This window comes from Pseudomonas sp. 8_5_2 (assembly GCF_059295255.1).
In genome coordinates this window covers 1,647,660-1,661,893 of record NZ_CM181238.1, presented here as the reverse complement: position 1 = coordinate 1,661,893, position 14,234 = coordinate 1,647,660, and the positions used below count along the sequence as shown (strand labels likewise).

The 14,234-nt window shown below is 61.6% G+C and carries 12 protein-coding genes; all 12 read right to left on the bottom strand.

Going from position 1 to position 14,234, the window contains the following annotated elements; all coding sequences use genetic code 11:
* Positions 1–182 precede the first annotated feature (182 nt).
* A complete protein-coding gene (gene fleQ / locus AC5O5R_RS07610; RefSeq protein WP_172223897.1) occupies positions 183–1,658 on the bottom strand; it encodes a transcriptional regulator FleQ in 1,476 nt (491 codons plus the stop codon).
* 168 nt (positions 1,659–1,826) lie between these two features.
* Positions 1,827–2,120: a flagellar protein FliT gene (locus AC5O5R_RS07605; protein WP_172223899.1), complete on the bottom strand. Its 294-nt coding sequence runs from the start codon at positions 2,118–2,120 to the stop codon at positions 1,827–1,829.
* A gap of 16 nt (positions 2,121–2,136) precedes the next feature.
* On the bottom strand, positions 2,137–2,538 hold the full coding sequence (gene fliS / locus AC5O5R_RS07600; RefSeq protein WP_172223903.1) for a flagellar export chaperone FliS: 402 nt from the start codon (positions 2,536–2,538) through the stop codon (positions 2,137–2,139).
* 127 nt (positions 2,539–2,665) lie between these two features.
* Complete coding sequence (gene fliD / locus AC5O5R_RS07595) at positions 2,666–4,054, bottom strand: flagellar filament capping protein FliD (RefSeq protein ID WP_172223908.1); 1,389 nt, start codon at positions 4,052–4,054, stop codon at positions 2,666–2,668.
* Between the two features lie 83 nt (positions 4,055–4,137).
* Positions 4,138–4,488 (bottom strand): flagellar protein FlaG, encoded by a 351-nt coding sequence (locus tag AC5O5R_RS07590; protein WP_172223913.1) that lies wholly within the window; start codon positions 4,486–4,488, stop codon positions 4,138–4,140.
* A gap of 76 nt (positions 4,489–4,564) precedes the next feature.
* The gene (locus tag AC5O5R_RS07585; RefSeq protein WP_172286024.1) at positions 4,565–6,010 is read right to left on the bottom strand and encodes a flagellin N-terminal helical domain-containing protein; all 1,446 of its coding nucleotides are present in this window, start codon (positions 6,008–6,010) and stop codon (positions 4,565–4,567) included.
* Positions 6,011–6,403: 393 nt separating this feature from the next.
* Positions 6,404–7,333, bottom strand: a complete 930-nt coding sequence (locus AC5O5R_RS07580; protein WP_172223920.1) for a ketoacyl-ACP synthase III — start codon at positions 7,331–7,333, stop codon at positions 6,404–6,406.
* A gap of 277 nt (positions 7,334–7,610) precedes the next feature.
* Positions 7,611–9,173 (bottom strand): flagellar hook-associated protein 3, encoded by a 1,563-nt coding sequence (locus AC5O5R_RS07575; RefSeq protein WP_494515144.1) that lies wholly within the window; start codon positions 9,171–9,173, stop codon positions 7,611–7,613.
* A 12-nt stretch (positions 9,174–9,185) separates the two neighbouring features.
* Positions 9,186–11,228 carry a flagellar hook-associated protein FlgK gene (gene flgK, locus AC5O5R_RS07570; RefSeq protein WP_172286026.1) on the bottom strand — a complete coding sequence of 681 codons (2,043 nt, stop codon included), beginning with the start codon at positions 11,226–11,228 and terminating at the stop codon, positions 9,186–9,188.
* A gap of 12 nt (positions 11,229–11,240) precedes the next feature.
* A complete protein-coding gene (gene flgJ / locus AC5O5R_RS07565; protein ID WP_172223933.1) occupies positions 11,241–12,392 on the bottom strand; it encodes a flagellar assembly peptidoglycan hydrolase FlgJ in 1,152 nt (383 codons plus the stop codon).
* Positions 12,393–12,403: 11 nt separating this feature from the next.
* Positions 12,404–13,513 carry a flagellar basal body P-ring protein FlgI gene (locus AC5O5R_RS07560; protein ID WP_172223938.1) on the bottom strand — a complete coding sequence of 370 codons (1,110 nt, stop codon included), beginning with the start codon at positions 13,511–13,513 and terminating at the stop codon, positions 12,404–12,406.
* 12 nt (positions 13,514–13,525) lie between these two features.
* Entirely contained in the window at positions 13,526–14,221 is a 696-nt protein-coding gene (gene flgH, locus AC5O5R_RS07555) for a flagellar basal body L-ring protein FlgH (protein WP_172223942.1), read from the bottom strand.
* Positions 14,222–14,234: the final 13 nt, after the last annotated feature.

Genomic DNA, 14,234 nt, shown 5'->3' with positions numbered 1-14,234 from the left:
TTGGCTGGACTGTGCCGGCCTCTTCGCGGGTGAACCCGCTCCCACAGGATCAGCGCGGGGTTCGAGACTTGTGCAGTGCCTGTGCTGGTCTCTTCGCGGGAGAACCCGCTCCTACAGGCCTGCGCGGTACCTGTGGGAGCGGGTTCACCCGCGAAAGGGCCCGCACAGGCGTGCGCCGGACTTCAATCCTCGGCCTGCTCCTCGCCACCCTGGCGGCTCATGCCGTACTTGCGCATTTTCTCGACCAAGGTGGTACGGCGAATGCGCAAACGCTCAGCCGCGCGCGCAACAATACCGTTGGCATCGTCCAGCGCCTGCTGGATCAACCCCTGTTCCAGGCTGCCAAGGTAATCCTTCAGGTCCAGGCCTTCAGGCGGCAGCATGGCGTGGTTGCTGAAGCTTGGCGCATGGCCATTGATCGCCACACGCTCTTCCAGGTCACTGCGCAGGCTGTCGACCATCTGCTCGTCTTCATCATCGACGTAACGGAATTTCTTCGGCAGCTCGGACACGCCGATCACCCCGTACGGGTGCATGATCGCCATGCGCTCGACCAGGTTGGCCAGCTCACGCACGTTGCCCGGCCAGCCATGACGGCACAGCGACATGATCGAGGCGGAGTTGAAGCGGATGGAGCCGCGCTTCTCGTGCTCCATGCGCGAGATCAGCTCGTTCATCAGCAACGGGATGTCTTCGACCCGCTCGCGCAGCGGGGCCATCTCGATCGGGAATACGTTAAGGCGGTAATACAGGTCTTCGCGGAAGGTGCCGTCCTCGATCATGTTCTCGAGGTTTTTGTGGGTCGCGGCAATGATGCGTACGTCGATGCTCTGGGTCTTGTTGCTGCCCACGCGCTCGAACGTGCGCTCCTGCAGCACACGCAGCAGCTTGACCTGCATCGGCAGCGGCATGTCGCCGATTTCGTCAAGGAACAGGGTACCGCCGTTGGCCAGTTCGAAACGCCCGGCACGGCTGGTGATCGCCCCGGTAAAGGCGCCCTTCTCGTGGCCGAACAGTTCGCTTTCCAGCAGCTCGGCCGGGATCGCGCCACAGTTCACCGGCACAAACGGCGCTTCGCGGCGCTTGGAATGGTAGTGCAGGTTGCGCGCCACCACTTCCTTGCCGGTGCCGGATTCGCCCAGGATCAGCACGCTGGCATCGGTATCGGCCACTTGCTGCATCATCTGCCGCACATGCTGGATGGCACGACTGGTGCCGACCAGGCTGCGGAACAGGTTGGGCTCGCGCTGGCGGCCGCGCTCACGCGCCTGGTCGTACATCTCGCGATAGACCTGGGCACGGTGCAGCGAATCCAGCAGTTGGCTGTAGCTGGGCGGCATTTCCAGATTGGACAGGACCCGACGGCGAAGCTCTTCCGGCAGCTCGGCCGAAGAAATTTCTCCCAAAAGCAGAACCGGAAGGAACTCATCCCACCCGGCCACTGTCTTAACGAGCCCCAGGAGATTGCCCGGAGCATTCACGGTGCCAACGAGCACGCACAAAATCTCGCGACTCGAGGACAGCGGCTCGACCGCTTGCAGCCAATCCTGGCTTGAGCAAGCGAGGTTTTCTTCGCCGAGGAAATTCAGCACCACCGCCAGGTCGCGGCGGCGGGCGCTGTCGTCGTCGATCAGCAGAATCTTGGTTTCACGCCACATGCAATAGCAACTTCCCTAGTCATATCGGCGCCCTGCAGGGGCATGCTCGACATCATTCCGACTGAATGGTCAGTGTTCGGACGTCTGAAATTCGAGAACAGCCACTAGTAAAGTCAAAAAGGGCCATACAGTCAAATTTATGGCGCCTTTTGTTAAGTTGTGCGCATCTTAACTGAAGAGATGGTAAACCTTCGAAGCATTTTTCGCCTGATTGATCTGCATCATCTCTTGCGCAATTGCCTGGCGCTCACCGGTTGTCACGTCGATCAGGTTGCGGTAGACCTCCAGCACCCCTTCCAGCTTCTCGCGCAGCAACGCCTGGTCCATCGCGTGGGTTTCCAGCACCTCGTCGATGCAGGTGCGGCAGGCCACATCCAGCTGGGCAATGGCATCCCAGTCTCGCTCGCTCAAGGCGCCGACCAGGGCATCACAGGTGTCATCGAGGCGTTGCAGTGCGGTCACGGTATTCTCCTTGCCGTCAGCTGGCAGGCTGGGCGTCGGCGATGCCGTCCCAGCCGGTTTTTACGGTGATCAGTAGCTGGGCAACTTCGTCGATCATGCTGGCATCGTTTTCGACGTTGGCCTGCATCAGGCGGTTGGTCATGTACACATACAGCGCGTCGAGCTTTTCGACGTACTCGGGGTTTTCGCTTTTTTCCGGCTGCAGGCCGTCGCGCAGGCCGATGATGATATCGATGGCCTTGCCCAGCATCAGGCCCTTTTCCGCGATATCACCGCGCGCCATTGCACCCTTGGCCTGGGCCATGCGATCGAGGCCGCCTTCCATCAGCATCTGCACCAGGCGGTGCGGCGTGGCTTCGGAAATCTGGGCATGGGAATTGACCTTCTGGTACTGACGAAGGGCTCTCATGGGATTCATCTTGCGACCTCGTGGCGGGCAGGCTTGTTGGGGTGATATTCCCTGTATCGGGCAGCTGGCGAAAAACTTTACCGGCCGATGACATGAAGCCGGGCATCATGCCCGGACTTCACGTGATGTTCACGGCTTAATCGTCGCTGTTCGACTTGTTCAGTGCGTTGAGCGTGCTCAATACCGAGTTCTGTTGCTGGCGCAGCTGAGTGACCAGGGTGTCCATGTTGTTGTACTTGTCCTGCAGGCTTTTTTGCAGGGCTTCCATACGGGCGTCAAGGGTGTCTTGCTCGGTCTTGAGCTTGGTCAGGCTTTCGCTGAGGACCTTGGAGCGCTCGGCAAGGGTACCGGTAGCGGCCTTGGCAAATGGCTCGGTGACTTTTTGCAGACGCGCCAACAGGCCGTCCTTGCCATTGAAGATACTGGTAAGGTCCGCCGCGTTGGTGGTGGCGGCCTTGTCCCACTTCTTGTCGTCCAGGCTTAACGCACCGCCATCCTGGGCAGAAGTGACGCCAAAGGCGGCAAGCGATTTCAAGGTACCGTTGCCCGACACCGCATTGAGCTCTTCACGAATGGAAGTCATCAGCGTGCGCATCGTGGCATCGCCGGTCAGCGCCGCAGCCGTCATGGTGCCATCGGGATTCTTGGTAACCTTGGTTTCTGCGTTCATCACAGTCAACAAGGCGTTGTAGGTATCGATGAAACCCTTGAGGCCCGATTTCAAGGTGGTGGTGCTGGTAGTCAGCGAGAGAATGGTGGCTGTCTTTTCACCACTCGTAGCGCTTGTCGGCGAAGTGCCCACCAACTTGATATTGAGCCCACTGACGGCATCATTGATGTCGTTGGTCTTGGACTTCATGGCGATACCGTCGAGCGTATATTCAGCGTCGGTAGGCTCGTCGACAACGGTATAACCGGTGTCGATGCCCGAATTGCCCGAAAGGGTAATGTCCGAGCCCTCACCCATCTTGGTCGAGGTGACAATCAGGCGCGACCCATTGGCATCCGTCAGCACGTTGGCACTGAGGCCTGCAACACCGAACTGGCTGTTGATGCTGTCGCGCACCTGCTGCAATGTGGCACCAGCGGGAACGCTCAAGTCGAAGGCCTTGCCGCCCTGGGTCATCGTCAGGGTGGTGGGCGTGGTACCGCCATTGACTACCGAGCCCGCACCGTTGGCATAGACCTTGGTCGAAACCTTGGAGGCGGTCGCCAATTTGTCGACAATCAACTTGAACGAACCGTTGGCCGCCCCGGTGCCCATGGTGACGGTCGCAACCTTCTCATCCGAGGACTTCAGGCTCAGGCCGCCGAAGCTGTTGCTGTCTGTCATCGTGGTCAACGCACCACGGAAGGCATCCAGGGCCGCCTGGATCTTGCCGATAGAGGACAACGTGGTGGTTGCCTTCAGCGTTTGGGTATTGATCTGCGCCTGCTTCGGCGCTTTCTGCGCGGCCACCAGGGATTCGACAATCGCCTGGGTATCAATGCCCGAGCCAATACCGCTGACTGTTGTACCTGCCATCATTGCTCTCCTTGTTCAGTAGCTGCCGGATCCTTGGCGGATAAATCCATCAAAGGGCCGACAGCAACAAAAATCATGCCAGCCTACGCCTGATCATCGAACAGCAGGCTGCTGGCCTCACTGAGGCTTTCCGCCAACTTCAGCGCAAGTTCCGACGGAAGCTGCCGGATTACCTCACCGGACTGGGTGGCTATTACCTTGACCACGACCCGACCGGAGGCATCATCAATGGAAAAGTCCAGCTGACGCTGGCTCGACTGAACGAAATCACGAATTTCGCCAACCGCTTTTTCCAGGTCTTCGCGCGAATGCGGCTTGTTATCGGGGGCTGCGGCCTCCTGCACCTTGGCAGGCAATGGCTGATCGCGATCAGCGACTGGCGCTTGGGGTAGCACTGTCGGATACACCTGGCTCAGCTTGACACTCATGTCCATGTTTCGAACTCCTCATGTCAAAAAAGGTGAAAGGGCACGTAAACGCGCCCTTTCACCTTTTACTCAGGCGCCTGAATTACTGAAGCAGTTTCAGGACCGAAGATGGCAGCTGGTTAGCCTGCGACAGGATCGCGGTCGAAGCCTGTTGCAGGGTCTGCTGCTTGGTCAGCTCGGCAGTTTCCGAAGCGAAGTCAACGTCTTGCACGGTGGAGCGGGCAGCGGTGGAGTTCTTCTGGATGTTCTGCAGGTTGTCGACGGTGGTTTGCAGGCGGTTCTGGGTAGCACCCAGGCCCGAACGGACGCTGTCGATCGAGCCGATGGCTTTGTCGATAACGGCCAGAGCGTTCTGAGCGTAGGTAGCGTCGGTCACGTTGGTTTCGGCGATCGAGGTCTTGGCCGAAGTAGCTGCGGTAACACCAGTACCTGCGAACAGGTCTTCAACACCAGCGCCGGTCAGCGAGTAGCCTTTAGCGGAGTCCAGGTTGACTGCACCCGTGACAATCAGGGTAGCCGCATCCAGTGCAGCTGCAGTGCCGAGCTTACCGGAAGCGTCTTTGGAAGCAACCTCGATACCGGCAACGGCACCTGGATCGGCTGCGGTGAATTTCAGGTTTTCACCGGTGTCGGACTTGACCGACAGGGTGCCCTTGGTTTCGTCGTAGTTGACGCTGATACCCAGCTTGGCAGCGTTGGACTTCAGCTGGTCGGCAAGACCGGCGGTGTCGGTGACACCAACGAAGTCAACAGTCTGACCACCGACCTCCAGCTTGAAGTTGGCAGAGGCAGGGGTAGCAGCAGCGATTGCAGCTTCATCGATGGTGAATTCGACTTCAGTGCTTGCGGTAGCGGTCAAGCCGCCAACTGCGCCATTCAGGGTCTTGGCGATTTCCTTGGCCGAAGCACCTGCCTTGATGTTTACATCACTGCTCTGACCGTTACCGGTAACAGTGATATCACCGCCGGCGACGCCAGTGTCGCTAGGCGTGATGCCCACGCTCTTGATTTGCTGCGAACCAATGCTCTTGGCCGAAACGTTGTCCAGCGTCAGGTTGATGGTTTCGTTGGCGTTTGCACCAACCTGAATGGCCTTGGTGCCGTACGAACCGTCCAGCAGCTTCTGGCCACCGAAGGTGGTGGTGTCGGAAATACGGTTCAGCTCAGCGGTCAGAGCCTGGTATTCGTCGTTGTTCGACTTACGGTCGTCGGCGCTCAGGGAGCCAGTAGCCGAGGACAGGGCCAGGGTACGCATTTTCTGCAGGATGTCGGTCGAAGCCTGCATCGCGCCTTCGGCGGTCTGGGCGATCGAGATACCGTCGTTGGCGTTCTTCACTGCCTGACCCAGGCCGTTGATCTGGCTGGTCAGACGGTTGGCGATTTGCAGGCCGGCAGCGTCGTCTTTGGCGCTGTTGATACGCAGACCCGAGGACAGACGCTGCATCGAAGTGGTTTGAGCGTTGCTGGCCTTGGTCAGGTTGCCCTGGGTGGTGATCGACGCAATGTTGGTGTTTACAGTTAAAGCCATGACGAAATCCTCGTTGGATGGGTACTGCGGCTTCCGGCCTTGGCAACCGCCGGATTGGCCTAGAGAACCTTCGTAATAGTTATCGTCGGGTGCGCGGGTTGCTTGAGGGCTTTTTCGAAAAAAAATGCTGGCGCGAGGCCAGCCCTGAGAAATCAAGGGGTTAAGGGCGGTTTATTGGCGTCAAAAACCGTTCAAGCCGAAACTGAAGGCCCCCTTCTCTGTGGGAGCGGGTTCACCCGCGAAGAAGGCAACGCGGTGGATGGCACCGGCCTAGCCGGTGTTCGCGGGTGAACCCGCTCCCACAGAGATTGAGCCAGGGCCGTAATTTTATTTCGGGCATGAAAAAAGCGCCGGGCGGTGGCCGCCGGGCGCTTTTCTGGACTGGCTGAGGGGTCAGTCGCGGTACAGGATGGCCGAGCCCCACGACAGGCCCACGCCAAAGCCGCTGATGGCCACGCGCTTCCAGCTGCCGTCAAGCATGTGCTTCTGCAGCAGCAGCGGCACGCTGGAGGACACGGTATTGCCGGTTTCCAGCATGTCTTTCACAAACTTCTCAGGGTGCTGCTCTTCGAAGCGTCGAGCCACGGCATCGACAATCGCCGCACTGCCCTGGTGAATGCAGAAGGCGTCGATATCCGACGACTTCAGGCCGCTGGCATCCAGCAGCTCATGCAGGTGCGCCGGCACCTTGACCAGAGCAAAGTTGAACACCTGGCGGCCGTTCATGAAGAACTTGCCATCGGTCACCTTCAGGTGCTCGGCACCGGAACCGTCGGTGCCGAAACGCGCCTCACCCAGGTTCCACACCGCACCTTCACCCATCCAGGTGGCGGTAGCGGCGTCGCCGAACAGCATGGTGGTGTTGCGGTCTTCCGGGTCGACGATCTTCGAATACGGGTCGGCAGTGATCAGCAGGCCGTTCTTCAGCCCGGCAGCTTCCATGAACCCTTTGATCGCGTACAGGCCGTATACGTAGCCGGAGCAGCCCAGCGACACGTCGAACGCCGCCACGCGGGTAGACAGGCCGAGCTTGCTCTGGACGATGGCGGCGGTGTGCGGCAGGCCTTCTTCGTCGCCGTTCTGGGTGACCACGATCAACGCATCGATCGACTGCGGGTCGAGGTCAGGGTTGCTGGCGAACAGTGCCTGGGCGGCTTCTACGCACAGGTCGGAGGTTTCCTGCTCTTCGGCCTTGCGCGGCAGGAACGACGCGCCGATCTTGCCGAACATGAACTCTTCGTCCTTGCCGAACTTCGCACCCTGGACGTAGTTGTCCAGGCCAGCGGTGGGCACGTAACTCGCGATGCTTTTGATGCCAATCATTCTGGCTTCCCAATGAAAACAGCCAAAGACCACCACTCGATGAATTGAGGGCGCCAAATACCGGAGCGTCACCGCTGGGGGCTGAAGGCAGTGCTCGCCTGCGCACCGGTAACAAAATGCTGCAACAGCTGCTGCATAGAATACAGGGAAGATGAACGTTTTGACTCATTGGTCACATTGAAATGCTACGAAAGCCGTGCCGAGGGTGCAGGGCCAGGTTTTTGCGGGCACGAAAAAACCGGGGCTGCAAAGCAGCCCCGGTGTTCGGCACGGCAGATCAGAGCTTGTTGAACAGGCTCAGCTGCGAGATGCGCGAGAAGGCCAGCTGCGAGGCCTCGAGCATGGCCTGCTGCAAAGTCAGGGTGATGGCGGCCTGCGACATGTCGGTGTTGCCGATGGCGTTCTGGGTGGTCTTGTTGGCCAGGCCCAGGCTGGTGTTCTCCTGGCGCTGGATCTCCAGCGAGTTGCCACGGGCGCCGATCGAACCCCGGGTGATGTCAATCTGCTCACGGGCGCTGGCCAGGTTGGCGATTGCCGAGGCCACCGAATCCTTCAACGCATTGGCCTGGCCTGTGCCGGTCACCGGCGTGTCCAAAGCTGCGCGCAGCTGGCTGAGGGTTTCCAGCACGTTCTGGTTCTGGTGGGTATTGGCAGTGACCGCAAACTGGTCCCCCGCCTCCGGCGAACCGGACACCTGGTAGGTCACACCCGCCACGGTCAGCGACGGCGCAGTGAAGGTACCCTTGGCCACCGGCTTGCTGTCTGCAGTCAGCGGCTGGGCGTAGAACTCGTAGGCGCCCGGCCCCGTGAACTTGATCACCGCACCATTGCTGGGGAAGGTGCTGCGGTAGGCGGCTTCGTCGGTGACGGTGCTGCCGGTGACCTGAGCGCCAGAGGTGTTGCTGGCGTTGCGGGTGGTGTTGAACGAGTCGGCACGCGCCTGCAGGGAAAACTCACGGCCCGCCACGGCGGCGTCGGCATCGGCGCCCTCCTCCAGCGTTACGGTGATTTCGAACTCCACGCCACGCAGGCCAATCTTGTTGGCGCCTTCGGTCTTGCTGTCGAAGGTCCCGTTGGTCGCGGTTTCCGAGGTGATGTCCTTGCCGCTGGCGTCGGTGATGGTGTACTGGGTTGCGCTGGTAAACGTCAGCTTGTACGGCTGGCCGGCGGTGAAGCTGTTGTTGTAGCTGCTGCTCGAGGTCATCAGCCCTGGCGACACGCCGACCACGCCATCGTCGCTGGCCGGCGCCAGCAGGGTCGACTGGGTGCGGCTCTTGTTGCTGGCCGAGTCGAAGACGCTGAAACCGGTGTCGTTGGTGGCCAGGTTCAGGGTGTCGGACACCTGCAGGCTCAGCTGGGTCTGGTCACCGTGGTAGCTGTAAGTGCCATCGGAATTGCGCACATAGGGCGGCGACTCGCTCTTCGAGCCACCGAACATGTAGTCGCCGTTGGCGTCGCGCGAATTCAGCAGGCCGAAGATATTCGCTTCGATCTCTTTCAGCTCGGTACTGATCGCCACACGGTCAGAGTCGGTCACCCCGGCGCCACCAGCGCGGATCGCCAGCTCGCTGGCACGCTGCATGGCATCGTTGATGGTGGAGAGCACGCTCTCTTCCTGCAGCAGGGCATTGCTGACGGTGTTGATGTTGCCGCTGTACTGGTCCAGCAGCGACTGCTGCTGTTGCAGCAGCAGCAGGCGCGCGGCACCGACCGGGTCATCGGCCGCAGTCTGGATGCGAATGCCCGAGGTGACCTGGTCGTTGGTCTTGTTCATGCTGGAGAAGTTCTTGGAGTAGCTGCTGGCGCTGGCCTCATAGAACTGAGCAGTGGAAATACGCACGTTAGCTACTCCTTACAGGGCGTTGATCAGGGTGCTGAAGGTTTCTTGCGCCGCCTTGATGATCTGCGACGACGCTGTGTAGTAGTGCTGGAATTTCACCAGGCTGGCGGCTTCGTCATCCAGGTTCACCCCGGACACCGCGTTGCGGCTTTCGCTGGCAGACTTGAGCACTGCCTCGGTCGCCGTGTTGTCGATGGCCGCCTGGCTGGCCTTGGCGCCCACGCGCTCGACCAGCGAGGCATAGGCGGAAGTGAAGCTGGTACCGCCACCGGAGCCGGTGTTGACCGTCGACTTGGTCTGCAGGTCCAGCAGCGCCGTGGCGTTGCGGTTGTCGGCCTTGCCGTCGGCGTTGAACGACAGGGTGAAGCTGTCGTTGGCCGCCGGGCTGCCGCCAATGGTGGTTTCCACCGAGAACGTGCGCGGCTTGCCGCTGCCATCCAGAATCGGCTCGCCGGCGGCATCGAGCATGGGCACGGCCACGGACAGTTTGTTGTCCTGGCCAGGCACCACGCTGCCAGTGCCGATCTGGGTGCCCTTGGCATCGAACAGCTTGTAACCCTGGCTGCCACCACTGGCCGCGTCGAACACCACACGCACCGGCATCGAGTCGCGAATCGACTGCTGGATCAGCGCGGTGTCGGCACCGCCGTAGATATCCAGCGACTCGCCCAGCGTCGGCTGGGTGATAGTGCCGGTACCGCTGTTGCCACTGCCCACGGCTGCACTGACCGGCCCGGCGAAGGCCAGCTTGTTGGCATCGGTCAGGGTGGTGGTGATGCTGCCCGCGGCGGCACGGGTGGGGATGACCTTGAAGCTGTCGCCTGCCGCCAGGCCGCCACCTTTGAGCGACAGGCTGAAGCCGTCGATCACCGGCGCCGGGTCGGCACTGAGGTCGAAGCTGCCCATGTCGGTGCCGTCGGAGCGGCGCACGCTGTACTGGTTGGCGCTGGTGAACTTCACCTCGTAGTCGTAGGTGGTCAGCGCGCCGCTGTTGGCGATGGTCACGTCCAGGTTGCCGGAGCCGGCACTGTTGTTCGACGAGGCCAGGCTGCGCTGGGCAATGGCCGTGGCGCTGTTGATGCTGGAAAACAGCGAGCTGCCGAACTGGCCATTGGCATCCAGGCCCTGCCCCAGCTGGCTGTTGATGCTGTCGGCAACGACCAGGGCAACCCGACCCAGCTCGTTCATCGACGGCGTCAGCACGTCCTGGCGATAGCGCAGCAAGCCACCAATCGAGCCACCCGACACTACTGAGGTCACGTCCGAGCTGAACGAGTCATAGTTGATGCGCAGGCCGGCCTGGCTCTTGTCGGCCACACCCGGCTCCACCGACAGGGTGTTGGCCTTGGTCCCGGTGACCAGCGACTGGCCACTGCCCAGGTACACGTCGTAGTTGCCCTCACGCTCCTGCACGGTCACGCCCACCAGCTCATTGAGCTGGCGCACGGCTTCGCTGCGTGCGTCCAGCAGGCTGTTGGGGGTGTTGCCGGAGGCGCTGGCCGCGGTGATCTGCTTGTTGTACTCGGCAATGTTGGCGGTGAGCTTGTTCACCTGCCCGGCCATGGTATCGAGCTGGGAGTTGATCGTGGCGTTCTGCTGGGTCAACTGGGTGCTTACCGCATTGAAACGGTTGCTCAGGGTTTGCGCCTGGGTCAGCAGCAGCTGGCGCGAGGCAACGTCACCCGGCTTGGCCGCCGCGGTCTGCAGCGCCGAGAAAAATGCAGTGAGGACCGAGCTGATGCCAGTGTCACGGTCGGCCAGCAACTTGTCGACGCTGGTGATCTGGTCCTGGAAGGTAACCGAGTCTGCCTGCAGCGAGGTGGCCGTCTGCAACTGGTTGTCCAGGTACGAGCTGTAGATGCGGCGCACGTCCGCCAGTGTGGTCCCGGTGCCCAGGAAACCCGCACCAATATTATGCGACGGGCCGGCCGCCTGCAGTGTCTGCTGGCGCGAGTAGCCACTGGTCGCGGCGTTGGCGATGTTGTTACTGGTTACCGACAATGCCGCCTGGCTGGCATTCAGGCCACTCAGGCCAATCGAAATCAGGCTCGACATGATTTAGTCCTTTTATAGATTCGTGGTTCTGCCAGCCATGGCGTATTGCGGGGTTGTCTGCATTTGCTGGGCGATGCTGATGATCTTGCGCGCATAGCCCGGGTCGGTCGCATAACCTGCCTTCTGCAGCTCTCTTGCAAACTGCTCCGGGTTATCGGCCGAATCCAGCGCACCTTGATAGCGAGAATTGTTCTGCAACAGGCTGACCAGGTCGTGGAAGCTGTCCTGGTACGAGTCGTAGCTGCGGAACGCTGCAGTTTCCTTGACGAACTGGCCATCGCGGAATTCGCTGGTGATCGCGCGCGCCTGCTCGCCCTGCCAGTTGCCGCTGGCCTTGATGCCGAACAGGTTGTGGCTGCTGCTGCCATCGCTGTTGCGCATCACCGACTTGCCCCAGCCGGTTTCCAGCGCGGCCTGGGCCACCAGGTAGCGCGGGTCGATACCGATGCGCTTGGCGGCCTGCTCGGCCATCGGCAGCATCGTGGCGACGAATTCGTCACTGTCGGCAAAGGCCTTTTTCGGCGCCAGCGGTGGCTGGGCCACGGCGCGGCCGACAATGCGCAGGCCGTTGTCCGGCACGGCAAAGGCCTTGGCCACTTGCTGGCCATCGCGAGCCGGCACGGCGGCGGTGTTGGCCGTGGCCGCAGCTGGCACGATACCGGCCAGCAGGCGATCGGTGAGCTTGCTGGGCAAGGCCAGGCGCCGCGAGTTGAGCGCGGCGACGTCATTGCGTGTGGTGGTATCGGCGGCGTGTACCGGCTCTGCCACCTTGTTGCCCCACAGCGCCGGGCCAGCATTATCGACACGCGGGAACGGGCTGGTGTTGACCGAGGCGCTGCGGCCCTTGGTCAGCTGCCGCACCAAAACGTCCTGCAGGCCGATACCGCCGCCTTCGCGGGACATGCTCACAGCCAGCTGCTGGTCGTACATGTCGCGGTACTGCTTGACCGTTTCGGTGTTCATCGGGTTGTCGGCGGCCAGCACGTCGCTGGCCTTGCGCGAGGCCTTGAGCATTTCGCTGATGAACAGCGACTCGAATTCCTGGGCCACCTTGCGCACGTTGGCTTCGCTGTCGCGGTCGCCGTGTTTGAGCGCGTTCAGGCGGTTCAGGTCGGTATAGGCGCCGCTGTCGGCGCTGCCGGAAACCAGGCTTTTGCTGTTCATGGGCGCCGTCCTCAGATCACGATCAGGTCGGCCTGCAAGGCGCCGGCCTGTTTCAGCGCTTCGAGGATGGCCATCAGGTCGCCGGGCGCTGCGCCCACCTGGTTCACCGCACGGACGATTTCATCCAGCGTGGTGCCCGGGCCAAACTTGAACATCGGCTTGGCTTCCTGCTCGGCATTTACCCGCGAACGTGGCACCACGGCAGTCTGGCCGTTGGAAAACGCCCCCGGCTGGCTCACGATCGGGTCTTCGGTAATGGTCACGGTCAGGCTGCCGTGAGTCACCGCTGCCGGCGACACCTTGACGTTCTGGCCAATGACGATGGTGCCGGTACGCGAGTTGATGATGACCTTGGCCACCGCCTGGCCAGGGTCGACTTCGAGGTTTTCCAGAATCGACAGGTAGTCCACCCGCTGGCTTGGGTCCATCGGCGCACTGACCCGTACCGAGCCACCGTCCACGGCCTGGGCCACGCCCGGCCCAAGCAGGTCGTTGACCTTGTCAACAATGCGTTTGGCAGTAGTGAAGTCGGGGCGGTTGAGGTTCAGGGTCAGGGTGTTGCCCTGGTTGAAGCCACTCGGTACCGAACGTTCGACACTGGCACCACCGGGAATGCGCCCGGCCGACGGAACGTTGACGGTGATCTTCGAGCCGTCACGGCCTTCGGCGTCGAAGCCGCCCACCACCAGGTTGCCCTGGGCGATGGCGTAGACATTGCCGTCGATACCCTTCAGCGGGGTCATCAGCAAGCTGCCGCCGCGCAGGCTCTTGGAGTTGCCGATCGACGACACGGTAATGTCCACCACCTGCCCTGGCTTGGCGAACGCCGGCAGGTCGGCATGCACCGACACGGCAGCGACGTTTTTCAGCTGCACGTTGCCGGAACCGGCCGGCACCTTGATGCCGAACTGCGACAACATGTTGTTGAAGGTTTGCAGGGTAAACGGCGTCTGGGTGGTCTGGTCACCCGTGCCATTCAGGCCCACCACCAGGCCGTAGCCGATCAACTGGTTGGAACGCACGCCAGAGATACTGGCGATGTCCTTCAGGCGCTCGGCCTGGGCCGCGAAGGCACAGGACAACAGCAGGGTTGCGGCAAACAGCTGCCTCAGGTTGAACATGGTCATCTGCACTCAGAAAGGCCAAAGCGGGCTGATGAAGAAGCGGTCCAGCCACCCCGGCTGGCTGGCATCGGCGAACGAGCCGGTGCCGGAATAGGTGATGCGCGCGTCGGCCACCCGGGTGGACGGCACAGTGTTGTCGGTGGCGATGTCGTCGGCACGGACCATGCCGGCAATGCGCACCAGCTCTTCGCCGGTGTTCAGGGTCAGCCACTTCTCGCCGCGCACGGCAATGATGCCGTTGGGCAGCACTTCGGCCACGGTCACGGTGATCGAACCGGTCAGGGTGTTGCCCTGGGTGGCCTTGCTGTCGCCCTTGGTGGCGCGGTCACCGCTGTAGCCGGCCTCCAGCGACAGGTCACCGCCGCCGAACGGGTTGTTGGTGTTCGGGGTACTGCCGAACAGCGAGGTCAGGCCGATGTCGGTCTTGCTGGTCTTGGCGATCTGCGAACCGGCGTTCTTGCTGGCCGAAGTTTTCTCGTTGAGGGTGATAGTGATGATGTCACCCACCCGGAACGCCTTGCGGTCGCTGTACAGGTTCTGCTCGAACCCGGCCTGGTAGATCGAACCGTTGTTGGCCGCTGCCGGCAATGGGGTGCGCGGCAACACCGGCGCGTAGTACGGGTCGTTGGGCTTGGGCGTCGGGCCGACGCAACCTGCCAGCAACACCGCCCCCCCCAGGGCGAAAACGGACAACAGACGATTCATGACGCTTACCTCA